Annotated in this window: 16 protein-coding genes; 9 read left to right on the top strand and 7 right to left on the bottom strand. The window is 70.6% G+C overall.

All coding sequences use genetic code 11. The annotated features are described in order from the left end of the window. Nucleotides 1-63 precede the first annotated feature (63 nt). On the top strand, nucleotides 64-918 hold the full coding sequence (locus ACZYVJ_RS20675) for a TIGR02569 family protein (protein ID WP_463832746.1): 855 nt from the start codon (nucleotides 64-66) through the stop codon (nucleotides 916-918). A gap of 53 nt (nucleotides 919-971) precedes the next feature. Here ACZYVJ_RS20675 and ACZYVJ_RS20680 read toward each other — a convergent pair whose 3' ends face one another. From ACZYVJ_RS20680 to ACZYVJ_RS20690, 3 genes are read right to left on the bottom strand one after another with little or no spacing between them, the layout of a single operon-like run. After that, nucleotides 972-1,280 (bottom strand): MGMT family protein, encoded by a 309-nt coding sequence (locus ACZYVJ_RS20680; RefSeq protein WP_463832747.1) that lies wholly within the window; start codon nucleotides 1,278-1,280, stop codon nucleotides 972-974. Nucleotides 1,281-1,282: 2 nt separating this feature from the next. Next, nucleotides 1,283-2,068: an alpha/beta fold hydrolase gene (locus ACZYVJ_RS20685; RefSeq protein ID WP_463832749.1), complete on the bottom strand. Its 786-nt coding sequence runs from the start codon at nucleotides 2,066-2,068 to the stop codon at nucleotides 1,283-1,285. A 45-nt stretch (nucleotides 2,069-2,113) separates the two neighbouring features. Beyond that, nucleotides 2,114-2,317 carry a hypothetical protein gene (locus tag ACZYVJ_RS20690; RefSeq protein ID WP_463833086.1) on the bottom strand — a complete coding sequence of 68 codons (204 nt, stop codon included), beginning with the start codon at nucleotides 2,315-2,317 and terminating at the stop codon, nucleotides 2,114-2,116. A 107-nt stretch (nucleotides 2,318-2,424) separates the two neighbouring features. Between ACZYVJ_RS20690 and ACZYVJ_RS20695 the strand changes: the two genes are divergently transcribed. The 5 genes from ACZYVJ_RS20695 (at nucleotide 2,425) to nudC (ending at nucleotide 11,840) form a co-directional block, all read left to right on the top strand. Beyond that, entirely contained in the window at nucleotides 2,425-3,267 is an 843-nt protein-coding gene (locus ACZYVJ_RS20695) for a DUF6159 family protein (protein ID WP_463832751.1), read from the top strand. A 34-nt stretch (nucleotides 3,268-3,301) separates the two neighbouring features. Beyond that, a complete protein-coding gene (locus tag ACZYVJ_RS20700) occupies nucleotides 3,302-6,439 on the top strand; it encodes a PD-(D/E)XK nuclease family protein (RefSeq protein WP_463832752.1) in 3,138 nt (1,045 codons plus the stop codon). Then, on the top strand, nucleotides 6,436-9,744 hold the full coding sequence (locus ACZYVJ_RS20705; protein ID WP_463832753.1) for an ATP-dependent helicase: 3,309 nt from the start codon (nucleotides 6,436-6,438) through the stop codon (nucleotides 9,742-9,744). The genes ACZYVJ_RS20700 and ACZYVJ_RS20705 overlap by 4 nt, the downstream gene beginning before the upstream one ends. 93 nt (nucleotides 9,745-9,837) lie before the next feature. After that, nucleotides 9,838-10,908, top strand: a complete 1,071-nt coding sequence (locus ACZYVJ_RS20710; RefSeq protein WP_463832754.1) for a potassium channel family protein — start codon at nucleotides 9,838-9,840, stop codon at nucleotides 10,906-10,908. Then, a complete protein-coding gene (gene nudC, locus ACZYVJ_RS20715; RefSeq protein ID WP_463832755.1) occupies nucleotides 10,908-11,840 on the top strand; it encodes an NAD(+) diphosphatase in 933 nt (310 codons plus the stop codon). The genes ACZYVJ_RS20710 and nudC overlap by 1 nt, the downstream gene beginning before the upstream one ends. A 7-nt stretch (nucleotides 11,841-11,847) precedes the next feature. Here nudC and mrx1 read toward each other — a convergent pair whose 3' ends face one another. Beyond that, the gene (gene mrx1 / locus ACZYVJ_RS20720; RefSeq protein WP_463832756.1) at nucleotides 11,848-12,102 is read right to left on the bottom strand and encodes a mycoredoxin Mrx1; all 255 of its coding nucleotides are present in this window, start codon (nucleotides 12,100-12,102) and stop codon (nucleotides 11,848-11,850) included. 169 nt (nucleotides 12,103-12,271) lie between these two features. Between mrx1 and ACZYVJ_RS20725 the strand changes: the two genes are divergently transcribed. Next, on the top strand, nucleotides 12,272-14,383 hold the full coding sequence (locus ACZYVJ_RS20725; RefSeq protein WP_463832757.1) for an ATP-dependent DNA helicase UvrD2: 2,112 nt from the start codon (nucleotides 12,272-12,274) through the stop codon (nucleotides 14,381-14,383). Nucleotides 14,384-14,784: 401 nt separating this feature from the next. Continuing rightward, on the top strand, nucleotides 14,785-15,057 hold the full coding sequence (locus tag ACZYVJ_RS20730; RefSeq protein ID WP_463832758.1) for a WhiB family transcriptional regulator: 273 nt from the start codon (nucleotides 14,785-14,787) through the stop codon (nucleotides 15,055-15,057). A gap of 10 nt (nucleotides 15,058-15,067) precedes the next feature. Here the strand turns inward: ACZYVJ_RS20730 and ACZYVJ_RS20735 are convergent, their stop codons facing one another. From ACZYVJ_RS20735 to ACZYVJ_RS20745, 3 genes are all read right to left on the bottom strand, one after another. Next, complete coding sequence (locus ACZYVJ_RS20735) at nucleotides 15,068-16,411, bottom strand: macrolide-binding ATPase MABP-1 (RefSeq protein WP_463832759.1); 1,344 nt, start codon at nucleotides 16,409-16,411, stop codon at nucleotides 15,068-15,070. 123 nt (nucleotides 16,412-16,534) lie between these two features. Then, nucleotides 16,535-17,401, bottom strand: coding sequence for a cyclodehydratase (locus ACZYVJ_RS20740; RefSeq protein ID WP_463832760.1), 867 nt, complete (start codon nucleotides 17,399-17,401; stop codon nucleotides 16,535-16,537). A gap of 36 nt (nucleotides 17,402-17,437) precedes the next feature. Next, the gene (locus ACZYVJ_RS20745; RefSeq protein WP_463832761.1) at nucleotides 17,438-18,826 is read right to left on the bottom strand and encodes a zinc-dependent metalloprotease; all 1,389 of its coding nucleotides are present in this window, start codon (nucleotides 18,824-18,826) and stop codon (nucleotides 17,438-17,440) included. Nucleotides 18,827-18,930: 104 nt separating this feature from the next. Between ACZYVJ_RS20745 and ACZYVJ_RS20750 the strand changes: the two genes are divergently transcribed. Then, nucleotides 18,931-19,953 (top strand): YlbL family protein, encoded by a 1,023-nt coding sequence (locus ACZYVJ_RS20750; protein WP_463832762.1) that lies wholly within the window; start codon nucleotides 18,931-18,933, stop codon nucleotides 19,951-19,953. Nucleotides 19,954-20,011 lie beyond the last annotated feature (58 nt).

The following is a 20,011-nucleotide window of genomic DNA, read 5'->3' on the forward strand; positions in this document are numbered from 1 at the left end:
CCGCCGCGCCCGGCTTCGCCGCGCTTGCGATCGCCGCTTGTTGGACTCGTTTAGAGTACCGGTGTGACAGTCGAGCCACCGCCGGATCATGTGTTGTCGGCGTTTGGTTTGGCCGGCGTTAAACCCGTCTATCTGGGGGCCAGCTGGGAGGGCGGCTGGCGGTGCGGCGAAGTCGTCTTGTCGCTGGTGGCCGACAACGCGCGCGCGGCCTGGTCCGCGCGGGTCCGTGAGACCCTGTTCGTCGACGGCGTCCGGCTGGCCCGGCCGGTCCGTTCGACCGATGGGCGCTACGTCATTTCCGGTTGGCGGGCGGACACCTTCGTGGCCGGGACACCCGAGCCCCGCCATGACGAAGTCGTCTCCGCCGCGGTGCGCCTGCACGAGGCGACGGGCAAACTGGACCGGCCCCGCTTCCTGACCCAGGGGCCCACGGCGCCGTGGGGCGACGTCGACATCTTCATCGCCGCCGATCGGGCGGCCTGGGAGGAACGGCCGCTGGCCTCGGTGCCGCCGGGCGCGCGGGTGGCCCCGCCGACTGCGGACGCCGAGCGGTCGGTGGAGCTGCTCCACCAGCTCTCCACCTTGCGTAAGCCGACCAAGAGCCCCAACCAACTGGTGCACGGAGACCTGTACGGGACAGTGCTTTTCGTCGGCACGGCGGCGCCCGGAATCACCGACATCACCCCGTACTGGCGGCCGGCCTCGTGGGCGGCCGGCGTGGTCGTCATCGACGCGCTGTCCTGGGGGGAGGCCGACGACGGCCTGATCGAGCGCTGGAACGCGCTGCCGGAGTGGCCGCAGATGTTGTTGCGGGCGTTGATGTTTCGCCTCGCGGTTCATGCGCTGCACCCGCGGTCCACCGCCGAGGCGTTCCCCGGCCTGGCCCGCACCGCGGCGCTGGTCCGGCTGGTGCTCTGACCTAGCCGCGTGGCGACCCGCTGCGCCCGGCTTCGCCGCGCCGGCGATCGCCACTAGCGTCCGCCGGGAAACTCGTAGCGAACCTCGCGCAGCGCGATCCTGCCGTCGGTCGCCAGCACGCCTTCGGCGCGCAACAACTCCAGCTGACGGGTCGTCAGGTGCCGCGCCGGGCGTCCGGACGCGGTGATCACTCGGTGCCAGGGCAGGTCGGAGGAGTCGGTCCGCATGATCCAGCCAACGATGCGCGGGCTGGAAAGCCCTGCGACAGTGGCGATGTCACCGTAGGTGGCCACCCGGCCGGACGGGATCGCGGCGACCAGCGCCCGCACCCGCTCGACCTGCTCGTCCGTCACCAGCGGCATCCTCAGCGGGCTTCCAACAGCTCGCGGGTCAACGCGGCGACCTCGTCGGGCTTGGCGTAGGGCACCATGTGGTTGCAGTCGAAATCCAGCAGCCTGAAGTCCGGTCCCAACCGATCCGCCAGGGCGTCGATGAGTTTGTCGGTGACATAGGCCGGGGTGGTCCGCTTGGCCCGCACCAGGACGGTCGGGGTCTTCGCCGGCGGCAGCACGGTGTCGCGGGCCAACTCGCTCCAGTACGACATCATCGCCGGCAGGCTGACCCGCCAGCCGTAGCGCCCGCCCGGTAGCGCGATCAGATGCTCGTCGAGCTCGGCGTCCAGCAGGGCGAGCTCGACATCGGACCACGAGCCGTGCACCTTCTCCAGGCGCGCTTCCTCGGCGTCCGGATAGTCGGGCGAGGACAGCATCGCCTCGGCGATCTCACGCATCCAGTCGCCGTCCAGCCCGACCGCCGGGTCGAGCAGCAGCAGCCCCGCGACGCGGCCGGGGCGGGCCGCGGCCAGGTGCATCGCCAGCCCGCCGCCGAACGAGTGGCCCACGATCACCACCGGGGTGTGGGGCTGCTCGTCGAGCAGCGCGGCCAGGGCCGCGACATTGGCGTCGATGGTCCACGGCGCGGCCCACGAGGACCGGCCGTGGCCGACCAGATCCGGTGCGGCGATGCCGATCCCGGGCAGAAAGCCGGACAGGTGCTGCCAACGCCGGCCGTGGCCGGTCAACCCGTGCAGCGCCAGGATCTGGACCGGTCCCGACGGGCCGTAGCGGTGCACATGCAACTTCGCGGTCACCCGTCGATGGTGCCAGCCGCCACTGTCACGACGCGCGGGCGGTCCTCACCGGCCGTCATCGCGATCGTCCTCGGTGGGGACGATGTAGGCCTGCTCGATGACGTCGGCCTCGTTGGCTTCCCGGTCCCCGGCGGTCACGTAGTCGGTGTCCAGGCCGGTCTCGTCGTCGGAATCTGCGGGCCGCAGTTGTTCCACCGCGTCGCCTTCGGGCGCCTCGTCGATCGGACTGCCGCGTTCGTCGTCCTGCATGGTCTTCAACCCCTCATTCCGGGCGTGGGTCGCTCCGGCCTCCAGGGTAGGTGCCGGCCGGGTACGCTGAGCCGCTCGATCGTGTCGACGACCCAACGGGAGCGGTCATGGGCAGAATCAGGCGCGGTTGGGCGCTTTCGCAGCAGAGCTGGAAAGTTCTGAAAAAGGACCGATCGCTCGTCTGTTTCCCGATCTTGTCCACCGTTTTCGCCGCCCTGGCCACGATCGCGATCTGGGTGCCGACGCTGCTGGTGCGCGGTGTGTTCGGCGGCCATCAGGTGGACAGCCACGACCCCGTCTACTACATCGCGGGCGCGGCAACGGCGTATGTGTCCATGTTCATCGCCATCTTCTTCAATGTGGCGCTGGCCGCCTGCGCGGTGCGCTCGATGCGTGGCGAGGACACCAGGGTCGCCGAGGGCATCAGCGCGGCGGTGCGCCGGATCGGTCCGATTCTGGAGTGGACGGTGGTGGCGACCACGGTGGGCTTGATTCTCAAGGCGGTCGAGGAGCGTTTACCCAACGTCGGCAAGCTCGTCGCGGACCTCGTCGGCGCGGCATGGGCGGTCGCAACGTTTTTCGTCATACCGGTGATAGCGCTCGAGGGCGCCGGGCCGGTTCGGTCGCTGCGCCGCTCGGTGGACACCGTCAAGGCGCGCTGGGGTGAGAGCGCCGCGGGGGCGGCCACCATCGGGGTGGTGACGTTTCTGGTCACCCTGGTGGTCGTGGTGGGCGGCGTGGTGGGCGGCATCGCGCTGATCGCGGCCCGGCTCGCGCCGCTGGGCATCGCGGTGCTGGCCGCCACGTTCGTGTTCGCCGTTGTCATCTCGTTCATCTCGACCGCGCTCAGCCAGATCTTCCGTGTCGCGGTGTACCAATACGCGGTCACCGGCGAGACGGTCGGCGGGTTCGACCACCAGCTGCTGCAGGCCGCGTTCGTCGCGCGCTAGCGGATCTGTCGGACCCTCGTGATGTCATGCCGTCATGGCCTACACGTGGGATGCCGAAGCGCACAGCGTCTTAGACCCAGGTGCGCGCGGCCAGCTGCGTATTCTCGGTGGGCCCGGCACCGGCAAGAGCAGCCTGCTGATCGACGCCGCCGTCGCCCAGATTGACGCTGGGGTCGACCCGGAATCGGTTCTGCTGCTTACCGGTTCCGGCCGGATCGGGATGGCCGAGCGCAGCGCGCTGACGACGGCGTTGTTGCGCTCGCGATCCAACGGCGGCGGCCGGGCCGCCGTGAGCGAGCCACTGGTGCGGACCGTGCACGGGTACGCGTACGCGGTCTTGCGGCGCGCGGCCGAGCGCGCCGGCGAGGCACCGCCGCGGCTGGTCACCAGCGCCGAACAGGACGCCATCATCCGGGAGCTGCTGGCCGGTGACCTCGAAGACGGGCCGCGCGCCGCGACGGCCTGGCCGGCCCAGCTGCGGCCCGCGCTGAGTACCGCCGGCTTCGCCACCGAGCTGCGAAACCTATTGGCCCGCTGCGCCGAACGCGGTGTGGATCCCCAGGAGCTGGAGCGGCTGGGCCGTCGTTGCCGGCGGCCGGAGTGGACCGCCGCCGGCCAATTCGCGCGCCAGTACGAGCAGGTGATGCTGCTGCGCGCCGCGGTGGGCACGGCCGCGCCGGAGGCCACCACACCCGCGCTGGGCGCCGCCGAATTGGTCGGCGCCGCACTGGAAGCGTTCGCCGTCGACCCCGAATTGCTGTCCGCCGAACGGGGCCGGATCCGCGTCCTGCTGGTCGACGACGCCCAACAACTCGACCCGCAGGCCGCCCGCCTGGTTCGGGTGCTCGCGGCGGGCGCCGAGCTGGCGCTGCTCGCCGGCGATCCCAACCAGGCGGTCTTCGGTTTCCGGGGTGGCGAACCCGCCGGGTTGCTCGGCGGCGACGTGCCCTCGGTGACGCTGACGACGTCGCACCGCTGCGCCCCCGCCGTGGCGCGCGCGGTCAGCGGTATCGCCGGCCGGTTACCGGGCGGCAGCAGCGGCCGGCAGATCGACGGCGCCGGGGCAGGGGAGGGGTCGGTCGCGGTGCGGCTAGCCGCGTCGGCGCACGCCGAGGCGGCGACCATCGCCGACGCGCTGCGACGCGCACACCTGCTCGACGGCGTGCCCTGGTCGCAGATGGCGGTCATCGTCCGGTCGGTGCCGCGGGCCGGTGCGCGGTTGCCACGCGCGTTGGCCGCCGCCGGCGTGCCGGTGGCCGCGCCGGCCGTCCCCGGGCCGTTGTCCGAGGAGCCGGCCGCGCGGGCCCTGCTCACCGTGCTGCTGGCCACCGCCGACGGGCTCGTCGGGCAGCAGGCGCTGGCGCTGCTGACCGGACCCATCGGCCGTGTCGATCCGGTTTCGCTGCGCCAGCTGCGCCGAACACTGCAGCGCGCCAACCCCGATCGGGCACCGGCCGATTTCGCCGACCTGTTGGTCGAGGCGCTGTCCGGTGACGCGACGCCGCCGGGTCCGCAGTTCGCCCCGCTGCGAAAGGTCCGCGCGGTGCTGGACGCGGCCGCGCGCTCGCACCGCGCCGGTGACGACCCGCGCTACACCCTGTGGGCCGCCTGGCACCGGTCCGGGTTGCAGCGCCGCTGGCTGACGGTGAGCGAGCGCGGCGGTCCCGCCGCGGCCCACGCCACCCGGAACCTCGAGTCGGTGACCGCGTTGTTCGAAGTCGCCGACGACTACGTGTCGCGCACCTCGGGCGCGTCGTTGCGCGGTCTGGCCGAGCACATCGCCGCGCTGGCGCTGCCGAGCCCCACCCCCGAGCCGGTCGCCGCGGCCGAGCAGGTCAGGGTGCTCAGCGCGCACGCCGCGCTGGGCCACGAATGGGATTTCGTGGTCATCGCCGGATTGCAGGATGGCTTGTGGCCCAACACCGTTCCGCGCGGCGGCGTGCTGGCCACCCAGCGGCTCCTGGACGTGCTGGACGGGGTCGGCGCCGACGCCTCGGTGCGCGCGCCGCTGTTGGCCGAGGAACGCAGGCTGCTGGTGGCGGCGATGGGCCGGGCCCGGCGCCGGTTGCTGGTGACGGCCGTCGACAGCGACACCGGTGGGGCCGGTCTACAGGCCGCGCTGCCGTCGGTGTTCTTCGCCGAAATCGCGCAATGGTCCGACGACGACGCCGATAGCGCCGGCGTGCAGCCGATCTCGGCGCCGCGGGTGCTGTCCGCGGCCGCGCTGGTCGGCCGGCTGCGTGGCGTGGTGTGCGCGCCTGAGGGCGAGGTGGACGAGCTCGCCCGCGATTGTGCGGCAACGCAATTGGCCCGGTTGGCCAAAGCCGGTGTGCCGGGCGCCGACCCGGCCGGTTGGCACGGCCTGACCCCGGTCAGCACCACCTCACCGCTGCGCGGCAGTGGTGAGGTGGTGACCTTGACGCCGTCGACCCTGCAGACCCTCAACGACTGTCCGTTGCGCTGGCTCGCCGAGCGGCATGGCGGATCCGGCCCGCGCGACGTGCGCTCGGCAATCGGGTCGGTGGTGCACGCCCTGATCGCCGAACCGCACCGGAGCGAATCGGAATTGCTCGCCGAGCTGGACCGCGCCTGGAAGCATCTTCCCTTCGCGGCACAATGGCATTCGGACAACGAGTTGGCCCGGCATAGCGCCATGCTGGAGGCGTTCATCGAGTGGCGCGCGCAGACCCGGGGCGCACTGACCGAGGTCGGCGTCGAGGTCGAGATCGAGGGGACCGTGGCCACCGCCGACGGCGACGAGGTGCGGGTGCGCGGCCGGGTCGACCGGCTCGAGCGCGATGCCGCCGGCCGGCTGGTGATCGTCGACATCAAAACCGGCAAGACACCGGTCAGCAAGGACGATGCGCAACAACACGCCCAGCTCGCCATGTATCAGCTGGCGGTGGCAGAAGGATTGGTGGGCAACGGGACCGACAACGTTGAGCCCGGCGGCGCGCGGCTGGTCTACGTCGGCAAGACCGGGGCGTCCGGAGTGGCCGAACGCGAACAGGATCCGTTGACCGCCGCCGCCGGCGACGAATGGCGCGAGGTCATCGGGCGCGCGGCCGGCGCGACGTCCGGCCCGCAGTTCATCGCGCGGCGCAACGACGGCTGCGCCCGCTGTCCCATCCGGCCGAACTGTCCGGCCCACGCCGACGGCGCGCAACGATGACCCCGCCGCGGCCGCGCTACAGCCCCGCCGAATTGGCCGGCGCGCTAGGACTTTTCCCGCCGACCGACGAGCAGGCCGCCGTCATCGCCGCGCCGCCGGGACCGCTGGTGGTCATTGCCGGCGCCGGCGCCGGCAAGACCGAAACCATGGCGGCGCGGGTGGTGTGGCTGATCGCCAACGGCTACGCCGACCCCGGTCAGGTGCTGGGCTTGACGTTCACCCGCAAGGCCGCCGGCCAGCTGCTGCGCCGGGTCCGGTCCCGATTGGCCCGGCTGGACGGCGTCGGCCTGGGCGCGCCGGGCGCGGCCGTCGACACCGAGGATGCTCCGACGGTCAGCACCTACCACGCCTTCGCGGGTTCGCTGCTGCGCGACTACGGGCTGCTGCTGCCCGTCGAGCCCGACACCCGCCTACTCAGCGAAACCGAGTTGTGGCAGCTGGCTTTCGACGTGGTGAACGGCTATCCCGGCGAACTGCGGACCGACAAGACCCCGGCGGCCGTCACCTCGATGGTGCTGCGGCTGTGGGGGCAACTGGCCGAACACCTGGTGGACACCGGCCGGCTGCGCGACACCCACGTGGAGCTGGAGCGGCTGATCCACTGCCTGCCCGCGGGCTCTTATCAACGGGACCGCGGCCCCAGCCAGTGGTTGCTGCGGCTGCTGGCCACCCAGACCGAACGCACCGAGCTGGTCCCACTGCTCGACGCGCTCAACGACCGCATGCGCGCCGCGAAGGTGATGGACTTCGGGATGCAGATGGCCTCGGCGGCCAGGCTGGCGGCGAGGTTCCCGCAAGTCGGCGAGGACCTGCGCGGTCGCTACCGGGTGGTGCTGCTCGACGAGTATCAGGACACCGGCCACGCCCAACGCATCGCGCTCTCAGCACTATTCGGTGGCGGGGTCGACGACGGGCTGGCGCTCACGGCCGTCGGCGACCCCATTCAGTCGATCTACGGCTGGCGCGGCGCCTCGGCGACCAACCTGCCCCGGTTCACCACCGACTTCCCCCGATCCGACGGCACCCCCGCGCCCATCCTGGAGTTGCGGACGAGCTGGCGCAACCCCCCGCGCACGCTGCGGGTGGCCAACGCCGTGTCGGCGGAGGCCCGGCGGCGATCGGTGGCCGTGCACGCGCTGCGCCCGCGTCCGGACGCCCCGCCCGGCACCGTCCGCTGCGCATTGCTGCCCGATGTGACGGCCGAGCGCGACTGGATCGCCGATCACCTCGACGCGCGGTACCGGCAGGCCCGCGACGAGGGCGTCGGGCCGCCGACGGCCGCGGTGTTGGTGCGCCGCAACGCCGATGCCGCACCCATCGCCGACGCGCTGCGCGCCCGCGGCATCCCCGTCGAGGTCGTCGGGCTGGCCGGGCTGCTGGCCATTCCCGAGGTCGCCGAGCTGGTCGCCATGCTGCGGCTGGTCGCCGACCCGACGGCCGGCGCGGCGGCGATGCGGGTGCTCACCGGTTCACGCTGGCGCCTGGGCGCCAGCGACCTCGCGGCGCTGTGGCAGCGGGCTCGCGCGCTCGGCGGGGTGGCCCAGCCCGCCGAGGCGTCGTCGCCCGAGTCGATCGCGAGTGCGGCAGGCCCCGACGCGGACACCGTGTGCCTGGCCGACGCGATCGCCGATCCCGGTGCGGCCGAGGCGTATTCGGCTGCGGGATACCAGCGGGTCACCGCACTGGCCGCCGAACTGAGCGCCCTGCGTGCCCACCTGGGACATCCGCTCCCCGACCTGGTCGCCGAGGTGCGCCGGGTGCTGGGCATCGACTGCGAAGTCCGGGCCGCAGCGGGGGTCGGTGCCGGCTGGGCCGGCACCGAGCACCTGGACGCATTCGCCGACGTCGTCGCCGGGTATGCCGAACGCACCGACACGGCGACCGGGCCGGCGGACGGATCGGCAGCCACCTCGGTGACCGGCCTGCTGGCATTCCTGGATGTCGCCGAGTCGGTCGAGAACGGTTTGGCGCCCGCACCATTGGCGGTCGCCCGCGACCGCGTCCAAGTGCTCACCGTGCACTCCGCGAAGGGACTGGAATGGCAGGTCGTGGCGGTGGCCCACCTGTCCGGGGGCACCTTCCCGTCGACGGCGTCGAAGAGTACCTGGCTCACCGACGCCGCCGAGCTGCCGCCGCTCTTGCGCGGTGACCGCGCCGCCGCGGGCGCGCTGGGCATCCCGGTCATGGACACCTCGGACGTCACAAATCGAAAGCAGCTGTCGGACAAGATCTCCGAGCATCGCCGCCAGCTCGAGCAGCGCCGCATCGACGAGGAGCGCCGGTTGTTGTATGTCGCCATCACCCGGGCCGAGGACACGCTGCTGGTGTCCGGGCACCATTGGGGGGCCACCGGCATCAAGCCGCGCGGCCCATCGGACTTCCTGTGCGAGATCAAGGCCATCATCGACGATTCGGCCGCGGCCGACGATCCCTGCGGAAAGGTCGAATGCTGGGCCCCCGCGCCCGCCGATGGGGAGCGAAACCCGCTGCGCGACAACGTCGTCGAAGCGGTATGGCCGCCCGACCCGCTGGCGGCGCGGCGCGACGACGTCGAGCGCGGCGCCGCGCTGGTGGCGCAGGCGTTGCGGGCCGATGCGACCGACGAGTACGTCGATGTGGACGGCTGGATCGCCGACGTCGACGCACTGCTGGCCGAGCGCGCCCGGCTGGTACAGCCGCCGGCAACCGTCCTGCCGGGCCAGCTGTCGGTAAGCTCCCTGGTCGGCCTGGCGCGCGATCGGGCGGGCACCGCGCAGCGGTTGCGGCACCGGCTGCCGTCGCGGCCGGAGCCGCATGCGCTGCTGGGCAATGCCTTTCACGCGTGGGTCCAGAAATTCTACGGCGCCGAGTGTCTGTTCGATCTCGGCGATCTACCGGGCGCGGCCGACTCCGACGTCGGCGACACCGCGGAACTGGCCGCGTTACAGGATGCCTTCACCGAATCGCCCTGGGCCGCAAGAACTCCCGTGGCCATCGAGGTGCCGTTCGAGATGCCGATCGGCGACACACTGGTGCGCGGACGCATCGACGCGGTCTTCGCTGATCCCGACGGCGGCGCCACCGTGGTGGACTGGAAGACCGGCGAACCGCCGCACGGGCCGGAAGCGATGCGGCAGGCCGCCGTCCAGCTCGCCGTGTACCGCGCGGCCTGGGCGGCGTTGGCGCGCATCCCGGAATCCTCGGTGCGCACCGCCTTTTATTACGTGCGCGCCCGCACCACCGTGATCCCCGAGGAACTGCCGAGCGCCGCCGAGGTCGCGGGGCTGCTGACGGACCCGGCCGGCGATCGTCACGCCCGGGTGTGACCTGCGCCGCCCGAGTATTGGCGAAGCTGTGGCCGTGGTTACATAAGACGGTGCGTGTCGCGTGCGCAGAAGGTAAGCCGATGACGGACCGCCGTGGCCAACGGTAGGTCCCGAAGGCTGAGCGGTCTGGACGAAACCCTGACGGCTCAGCGCGGTCACCAGCTGATCGGCGTGGTGCGCATCCCCGAGGACCACGCGAGCCCCATCCGCGTCATCACCCGGCGCCTGGCCATCGCGCTGGTGGTGCTGTTCGCCGCGGCCGTCATCGTCTATCTGGACCGCAACGGTTACCGCGACGTGCGCAACCAACCGCTGACCTTTTTAGACTGCGTGTACTTCTCCGCGGTGTCCCTGTCGACCACCGGCTACGGCGACATCACGCCGTACACCGAAACCGCGCGTCTGGTGCACACCCTGATCTTCACCGCGCTGCGGATCGCGTTCCTGGCCGTATTGGTCGGCACCACGCTCGAAGTGCTCTCCGAGCGGTCTCGCCAAGGGTGGAAGATTCAGCGTTGGAGGAGCAGAGTGCGCAACCACACGATCGTGATCGGCTACGGCACCAAGGGGAAGACCGCGGTCGCGGCCATCCTCGGTGACGAGACCGTGCAGACAGAGGTCGTCGTCGTCGACACCGATCGCAGCACGCTCGAGCACGCCGAAAGTGCCGGCCTGGTCACCCTGCACGGCGATGCCACCAAGGCCGATGTGCTGCGGCTGGCCGGCGCCCAGCATGCGGCGTCCATCATCGTCGCCACCAGCCGCGACGACACCGCGGTGCTGGTGACGCTGACGGCGCGCGAAATCGCGCCCAAGGCCAAGATCGTCGCCTCCATCCGGGAGACCGAGAATCAGCACCTGCTGCAGCAGTCGGGCGCGGACTCGGTGGTGGTGTCCTCGGCCACCGCCGGCCGGCTCCTCGGGCTGGCCACCACCACCCCCAGCGTCGTGGAGATGATCGAGGACCTGCTGACGCCCGACGTCGGGCTGGCCATCGCCGAACGCGAAGTCGAGCAGACCGAGGTCGGCGGATCGCCGCGGCATCTGCGCGACATCGTGCTCGGCGTGGTGCGCGACGGCCACCTGCTGCGCATCGGCGCACCGGAAGTGGATGCCATCGAGGCCAACGATCGGCTGCTCTACATCCGAAACGCCGACCACTGATGGCGATCGCGGACTTTCAGCTGCGCAGCGTGCCCTTGTTGTCGCGGGTGGGTGCCGACCGCGCCGATCAGCTGCGCACCGACGTCGAGGCGGCCACCACGGGCTGGGCGGATGCGGCGCTGCTGCGGGTGGATTCGCGCAACCAGGTGCTGGCCGCCAATGGCCGGGTGGTGCTCGGCGCCGCCGTCGAAGTGGGCGACAAGCCGCCGTCGGAGGCGGTGTTTCTGGGGCGCCTCGAGGACGGCCGCCACGTCTGGGGCATCCGCGGCGCGCTGCAGGCTCCGGACGACCCCGCCGCCCACGCGGAGGTGGTGAACGTGCGCAGTCTCGGCCCGGTTTTCGACGACACCAGCAGCCAGCTGGTGTCCGCGGCGGTCGCGCTGCTGAATTGGCATGACAAGGCGCGCTTCAGCTCCGTGGACGGTTCACCGACGAGGCCGGCCCGGGCGGGCTGGTCGCGCGTCAACCCGGTGACCGGTCACGAGGAGTTTCCGCGTATCGACCCGGCGGTGATCTGCCTGGTCCACGACGGAGGTGACCGCGCGGTGCTGGCGCGCCAGGCGGTGTGGCCGGAGCGGATGTTCTCGCTACTGGCCGGATTCGTCGAGGCCGGTGAGTCTTTCGAGGTGTGCGTCGCCCGGGAGATCCGCGAGGAGATCGGGCTGACCGTCCGCGACGTGCGATACCTGGGCAGTCAGCCGTGGCCGTTCCCGCGCTCGCTGATGGTCGGCTTCCACGCCGTGGCCGACCCGGCCGAAGAATTCTCGTTCAACGACGGCGAGATCGCCGAGGCGGCATGGTTCACGCGCGACGAGGTGCGCACCGCGCTGGCGGCCGGGGACTGGTCCAGCTCGTCGGAGTCGAATCTTCTTCTGCCCGGGTCGATCTCGATCGCCCGCGTGATCATCGAATCCTGGGCCGCGATCGACTGACCGGCGCCTAGTGGCCGGCCTCGGCCAGCTTCGCCTTCACCTGGGCCGCGCTCGGATTGGTCAGCGTCGACCCGTCGGCGAATTTCACCGTGGGAACCGTCCTGTTGCCGCCGTTGACCGAGCTGACGAAATCAGCGGCCGCGGCGTCGTCCTCGATGTCGACCGCCTCGTAGGGAATGCCGTTGGACTTGAGCACCGTCATCAGCCGATGGCAGTAGCCGCACCAGGATGTCGTGTAGACGGTGAGTGAAGCAGAGGTCATAAATGGTTAACGTAGCCCGGCGGCGATGCATTCCGCGAAGCGGGAGCGGCCCGGGCGCGCCCGGCGAGGGGGACGGATCCGCCGACTCGCCGGGGCGACACGCCAAGCCCGGCGATTCAGGCGTGGCGATGCGTCGGGTTTGTCGGCGACCGCTGCCAAGATGGACGCCATGCCGACGGTCGCCGATCCTTTGACAGCCGGGCTGGACGACGAGCAGCGCGAGGCCGTGCTGGCTCCCCGCGGCCCGGTCTGTGTGCTTGCCGGCGCCGGAACGGGAAAGACCCGCACCATCACGCATCGGATCGCCCAGCTGATCGCCAGCGGTCACGTCGCGGCCGGCCAGGTGCTGGCCGTCACCTTCACCCAGCGGGCGGCGGGGGAGATGCGCTCGAGGTTGCGGACGATCGACGCCGCTGCGGGCGCGGACACCACCGTCGGCGCGGTGTCCGCCCTGACGTTCCACGCGGCCGCCCACCGGCAGCTGCGGTATTTCTGGCCGCGCGTGGTCGGCGACACCGGGTGGCAGCTGCTGGACAGCAAGTTCGCCGTCGTCGCTCGGGCGGCCGCCCGAGCCCGGATCAACGCCAGCACCGACGACGTGCGCGACCTGGCCGGCGAGATCGAGTGGGCCAAAGCGTCGCTGATCGGACCCGAGGAATACCCGGCCGCGGTGGCCGCCGCCGCGCGCGACATCCCGTTGGATGCCGCCCGCGTCGCCACCGTCTACGCCGCCTACGAGGCGCTCAAGGCCCGCGGCGACAACGTCACCCTGCTCGACTTCGACGACCTGCTGCTGCACACCGCGGCCGCGATCGAGAACGATCCGGCGGTGGCCGAGGAGTTCCGCGACCGCTACCGCTGCTTCGTCGTCGACGAATACCAGGACGTCACGCCGCTGCAACAGCGGGTGCTGACGGCGTGGCTCGGCGATCGCGACGACCTGACCGTGGTGGGTGACGCCAACCAGACCATCTATTCGTTCACCGGGGCCTCGCCGCGGTTCCTGCTCGACTTCTCCCGCCGATTCCCCGACGCCACCGTGGTGCGCCTGGAGCGCGACTACCGCTCCACCCCGCAGGTGGTGTCGTTGGCCAACCAGGTGATCGCCGCGGCCCGCGGCCGCGTCGCCGGCAGCAAGCTGCACCTGGTGGGTCAGCGGGCGCCTGGGCCGGCGCCGTCGTTCCACGAGCATCCCGACGAACCGGCCGAGGCCGCCGCCGTCGTGGCGTCGATCAAGCGGCTCATCGAATCCGGCACCCCGCCCTCGGAGATCGCGGTGCTGTACCGGGTCAACGCTCAATCGGAGATCTACGAGGAGGCGTTGACCGAGGCCGGCATCGCCTATCAGGTTCGCGGCGGTGAGGGCTTCTTCAACCGCCAGGAGATCAAGCAGGCCCTGCTCGCGCTGAATCGGGCCGCGGAGCGCGGCTCTGAGGATGGGCCAGCAGGTCCGTTGCCCGACGTGGTCCGCACCATCCTGGAACCGCTGGGGCTGACGGCCGAGGAACCCGTCGGCGCCCGCGCCCGGGAGCGCTGGGAGGCGCTGACCGCCCTGGCCGAGCTGGTCGACGACGAGGTGGCGCAGCGTCCGCAGCTGGAACTCCCGGGACTGGTGGCCGAACTGCGGACGCGGGCCGATTCGCGGCACCCACCGGTGGTGCAGGGCGTCGCGCTGGCGTCGCTGCACGCCGCCAAGGGACTCGAGTGGGACGCGGTGTTTCTGGTCGGGCTGGCTGACGGCACGCTGCCCATCTCGCACGCGTTGGCGCATGGCGCCGAGAGTGAAGCGGTCGAAGAGGAGCGGCGGCTGCTCTACGTCGGAATCACCAGGGCTCGAATACATTTGGGCCTCAGCTGGGCGCTGGCCCGCAGCCCGGGTGGGCGCCAGGGCCGCAAGCCGTCGCGGTTCCTCAACGGCATCGCGCCCCAGGCGCGAGCCGACGCGGCGCCGAACAAGTCCCGGCGCAACCGGGGCACGGCGAGCCGCTGCCGGATCTGCAACAACAACCTGACCACCCCGGCGGCCGTCATGCTGCGCCGCTGTGAGACCTGCGCCGGCGACATCGACGAGGACCTGTTGCTGCGGCTCAAGGCGTGGCGACTGGACGTCGCCAAGGAGCAGCAGGTGCCCGCCTACGTCGTCTTCACCGACAACACGCTGATCGCCATCGCCGAGCTGCGGCCCGGCGACGAGGCTGCGCTGATCGCGATTCCGGGCATCGGCGCCCGCAAGCTGGAGCAGTACGGCCCGGACGTGCTGGAAGTGGTCCGCGGACGCTGACCGGTAAACCCGCTGGTCAGAAAATCGGTTGTGGTCACCGGCGGTGACCGTTTACCCTCGAAACCGCAACTCGGCACTACGGAGAAGGAGGGTGGCCACGATGCTCAACGACGCGTTCGGTGTAGGCGTGGTTCGCGCGGCGCTTGCCGCGGGTACCTCCCATGCCGCACACGCCGCCTCGGCGGCCGCGCGTAAGCATCGCGCCGCCGCCGCGACCGACGCGTCCGTAGATGTCGGGGGCCCACCGAAGGCAAGGTAAGCACCAGCCCGGTTTTCTCCCAAATGGCCACGGACCCGAAGTCGCAAGGATCCGTGGCCATATCTGTAGGGTCGGCACCTCTTCGACCTGGTCCGGATCACTGCTAAGGACAGCAACCAGACCAGGAAGTAGGTGGTAGGACATGTCGGCACCGACAGTCCCCAGACAAGCCCTGCCGTGTCACGTCGGCGATCCCGACCTGTGGTTCGCCGACGCCCCGGCCGATCTCGAGCGGGCCAAGACGCTCTGCACCGGCTGCCCGGTGCGGCGCCAGTGCCTGGCGGCCGCGCTGGAACGGGCCGAACCCTGGGGTGTGTGGGGCGGCGAAATCATCGACCGCGGCTCGGTGCTGAGCTTCAAACGGCCCCGCGGGCGCCCCCGCAAGGGCAGCAGGCAAGACGGGGCCGCCGCGTAGGGCGCCGGAGCTAGACGACGGCGCTGTCGGGTTCGGCGAAGCCGGGCACCAGCTCTTCGGACAGCGCCTTGATCGGCACGTGGGCATCCAGCTGGCACAGGATCGCGGCCACCGACATGATCACCCGCATCGGGATGACCAGTTTGGGCGGCAGGTCCATCTGCCGGGCCGTGCGGATCTGCGACACCGACCGATCGATCTCGATGGCCGACATCTTCTGCAGCCACTTACGGGTGTAGTGGAAAACCTCGACCTCGACCGGTTCGACGTACTGGCGCAGCATGTCGTCGATGTCGCGGACCGACACCTGCTGGCCCTTCTGAATGAACCCGGCCTTCTCCATCGTCGGCAGCAGTAGGTCGTAGTTCTTGTCGCGGGCCAGCCGGATGCTCATACCGAGCTCAATCGGCAAGCCGCCGGGCAGCGCGGCAACGGCGCCGAAGTCGATCACGCCCATGCGGCCGTCGGGAAGCAGCATGAAGTTGCCCGGGTGGGCGTCGCCGTGCAGCATGCCCAGCCGGCTCGGCGCGTCGAAGGTGAGTTCGAGCAGCCGGGTGCCCATCAGGTCGCGCTGCTCGACGGTGCCGTGCCGGATGATCTCGGCCATCGGGGTGCCCTGCATCCACTCCTGGATCACCACCTTGGGCGCGCTGGCCACGATGCGCGGCACCGCGAAGTGCGGGTGATCGTGATAGGCCTTAGCGAAGGCGCGCTGGTTCTCGGCTTCCAGCCGGTAGTCCAGCTCCATCTCGGTGCGCTCGATCAGCTCGTCGACCACGCCCTGGACGTCGGCGCCGGGCGTGAGCTGCTTGAACACCCCGACCAGGCGCTGCATGGTCTTGAGGTCGGCCCGCAGGGCCTCGTCGGCGCCGGGGTACTGGATCTTGACGGCCACCTCGCGGCCGTCGGACCACACGCCCTTGTGGACCTGGCCGATGCTGGCCGACGCCACCGGCGTGTCGTCGAACGAGCTGAAGCGTTCGCGCCACTTGGTTCCCAGCTGGGCATCGAGCACCCGGTGCACCTTGGCGGCGGGCAGCGGCGGGGCGTCCTTTTGCAGCTTGGTCAGCGCTTCGCGGTACGGCTCGCCGAATTCCTCGGGAATGGCGGCTTCGAGCACCGACAGAGCCTGGCCCACCTTCATTGCGCCGCCCTTGAGCTCACCCAAGACGGTGAACAGTTGGTGGGCGGCCTTTTCCAGAAGCTCGGCCTGGACCTCGTCCCTGGACTTTCCGGTCAGCCGTTTACCGAATCCGAGCGCTGCCCTGCCGGCGAATCCGACCGGAATGCTGGCCAGCTTCGCATTGCGCGCAGCACGGCCCCGTTTGATGTCAGCCACGTACCCATCATCCATGATGGCCAGCGCGATGTGGAGCGATGCCGACAACGCACGTTGTCACGGTAATTAACGGCCTGGTCAACCGGATTCGACGGTCGATGTGGCCTTCACTACAGCTCGTCGAATCGCCCGTAGCGGTCAGCAGGAGCACAGCGGGTGTTTGGCCCACCGCCGCGTGACGATAGCGGCGGAGTGCAGGTCGAATTCCAGGGTCGCGTTCAGCGTCTGGGGTGGTGCCGGTTCGGCCGCCGCCTCCTGCCCGTGCACGGCCGCGATCACCCGGTTCACCTGGCTGAGCGCCAGCGCCGCGGTCGCCAGCACGGTGGCGCGATCGGCGACGCCGACGGTCTCGCGTAGCTGCGCGCAGATGGCCGGCCACGCCGCGTCGCGGTCCCGGCGGTGCAGGTCCGCGCAGCCCAGGCAGCTGGTCACGCCGGGGATCACCAGCGGGCCCACCAGCCCGATGCCGTCGCGCACCCGCACCAACAGATGCGCGACGCCCTGCTTGTGCAGGTCGCGGACCATGTGCGGGTCGGCGACCAGGAAGTCCGATAACACCACCAGATCAACGTCGTCGGCCGACACCGCGGCGTGCGGTTGGCTGCTGTGCGCGATCCGGGCGCCCGAGCAGCGCAACGTCTCCACCAGGAGTTCGGACAACGGCCCGCGGCCGTGGATCCGCACCGAGGCCGCCCGGGCGCGTGGTCGCCCGCATTCGGTGGCGACCCCGGCATCGATCAACTGCGCCACCAGGTTTCGCAGGCCGTCGGCGTCGGTCAGGCCGCGTTGCAGCGCGCGGCGCTGCAACTCCGAGAGCGGGGTCGGCGACCACATGGTCCGCAACAGTGTGGCCAGCTCGGCGGCGGCCAGGCCGCCCGGCGGGCGGACCAGCACCGCGCGGCGCGGATCCCAGCCCACCTGGACCGCGCCGTCGGGGCGCAGCAACACCGGCAGCGCCGGATCCAGCGCATAGGTGGAAAGCGCGGCCTGGCAGCGCTGAGTCACCGCGCAACTGTGTCACGACAGAGGCGATGGCTCCGGTCAGTTATGCACAGAACCCGGGCCCGGGTCCTCGGGGTTTTGACCCTCGCGCTCGAGTTTGGCGATGGCCTCGTCGATTCCGCTGGTGTCGCCGCCGATGACGCGGTCGATGAAGCCCGCCGGCTCGTCGAGGTCGTCGGCGTCGGGCAGCAGATCGGGGTGTTGCCAGATGCCGTCGCGCGCGTCGACGCCGGCGGCCTCCGTGAGGCGCTCCCAGAACGCGGCGGCCTCGCGCATCTTGCGCGGCCGCAGCTCCAGCCCCACCAACGTTGCGAAGGTCTGCTCGGCGGGGCCGCTGCTGGCCCGGCGGCGGCGCATCGTCTCGCCCAGCGCGGCCGCGCCGGGAATCCGGTCGCCCAGCGCGTCGGCCACCACCACCTGCACCCACCCCTCGATCAGGGCGAGCAGCGTTTCCAGGCGTTCGAGCGCCTGCATCTGAGCGGGTGTTGCCTTGGGCTCGAAAACGCCCTGCCCGAGCAGGTTTTCGATGGCCGCCGGGTCCGACAGCGACGCCGGATTGAAGTCGCGCGCCAGCTCCTCGATCCCGGACATGTCGATCTGCATGCCCATCGCGTACGCCTCGACGGCGCCGAGCAGCTGACTCGACAGCCACGGCACGTGACTGAACAGTCGGTGATGGGCGGCCTCACGCGCGGCCAGGAACGTCAGGACCTCGCTGCGCGGCCGCTCCAGCCCGGAGGCGAACGGCTCGACAGCCTCGGGCATTACCGCTGCAATTCCCTTGGGCCCCAATGGCAAACCGATGTCTGTCGACGTCAGCACCTCGCGGGACAATCGGCCCAGCGCCTGCCCGAGCTGCGAACCGAACGCCATACCGCCCATCTGCGACATCATCTGCAGCAGCGGACCGGCCATGCTCTTGGCCTCTTCGGGCAGCGACGCTGCCCACACCGTCGAAATCTGTTGTGCCATCGGGTCACACAGCCGCTTCCACGTCTCCAGCGTGTTGTCGACCCAGTCGCCGGGAGTCCAACCCACCGCCTTGGTGGTGCCCGCGGGCAGGGCCGTGGCCCCGTCCAGCCAGGTTTCCGCCAGGTGCACCGCGTCGGCGATCGCCGAGTTGGTGGTGTCCGGAACCGGCGCCACAAAGCCGATTGAATTCGTTGCGACTCTCCGTGCCAATTCGTAATTGACCGGTCCCGAGGCGGTTCCGCCGGGCCCGACAGTGCCCGCGCTGCTGAACATCTGACCCAGTTGAGTGAAGATCTGCCCCAAATCGCCCATGCCGAATTCACCGCTCATGCCGAAGGCGGCGAACGGGTCGGACGGGTTCGAGCCCGAATCGGGATCTTTTTTCCCGTGCTTGTCGGGGTCGTCTTCAGAGGAGAAGCCGAAAGGCAGGTCAGCCATACCCTCAACGGTACTCACCACAAGGTCAGACGGCGCGACCTCGGGTCCGCTTGTAGCTGAACCCTCCTAACCGAACGTTGTAGCTGAACACCGCGCCGCGGCCGCCGTCTAGTGTGATCGGCGTGAACAGGCGCATCCTGACCCTGATGGTCGCGCTGGTGCCGATCGTCGCGTTCGGCGTGTTGCTGGCGGTGGTGACGGTGCCGTTCGTGTCGCTGGGACCCGGCCCCACCTTCGACACGCTCGGCGAGGTCGACGGCAAGCAGGTGGTAGCGATCGAGGGCACCCAGACCCACCCGACGACCGGCCACCTCAACATGACGACGGTGTCCCAGCGCGACGACTTGACGCTGGGCGAGGCGCTGACGCTGTGGCTTTCGGACCAGGAGCAGCTGGTGCCGCGCGACCTCATCTATCCGCCCGGTAAGTCGCGGGAGGACGTCGACAAGGCCAACAACGCGGACTTCAAGCAATCCGAGGACAGCGCCGCCTACGCGGCCCTGGGGTACCTCAAGTACCCGGCGGCGGTGACGGTCGCCAAGGTGCCCGAGCCGGGTCCGTCGGTGGGCAAGCTGAAGGTCGGCGACGCGATCGACGCGGTCAACGGCGTCCCGGTGGCCACCGTCGACGAGTTCACCGGATTGCTGAAGAACACCAAGCCGGGCCAGGTGGCGACGATCGACTTTCGGCGCAAGAACGAGCCTGCCGGTGTGGCGCAGATCACGCTGGGCGCCAACAAAGACCGCGACTACGGCTTCCTCGGCGTAGCGGTGCTCGACGCGCCGTGGGCGCCGTTCACCGTGGACTTCAACCTGGCCAACGTGGGCGGGCCGTCGGCCGGATTGATGTTCAGCCTGGCGGTGGTCGACAAATTGACCACCGGCGACCTGGCCAAGTCGAACTTCATCGCGGGCACCGGGACCATTTCGTCCGACGGCAAGGTCGGCCAGATCGGCGGCATCACCCACAAGATGGTCGCCGCGCATGCGGCCGGGGCCACGGTCTTTCTGGTGCCGGCGAAGAACTGCTACGAGGCCAGCTCGGACAATCCGTCCGGCCTGCGGTTGGTCAAGGTCGAGACGCTCGGCCAGGCAGTGGATGCGCTACATACGATCGGGTCGGGCGGGCAGCCGCCAAGCTGCTAGCGAACCTCGGCGATCACCGGTAGCGCCATGCGTAGAGTTGTCACCGTCTAGCAATCGA

This window comes from Mycobacterium sp. IDUB_3 (assembly GCF_055419585.1).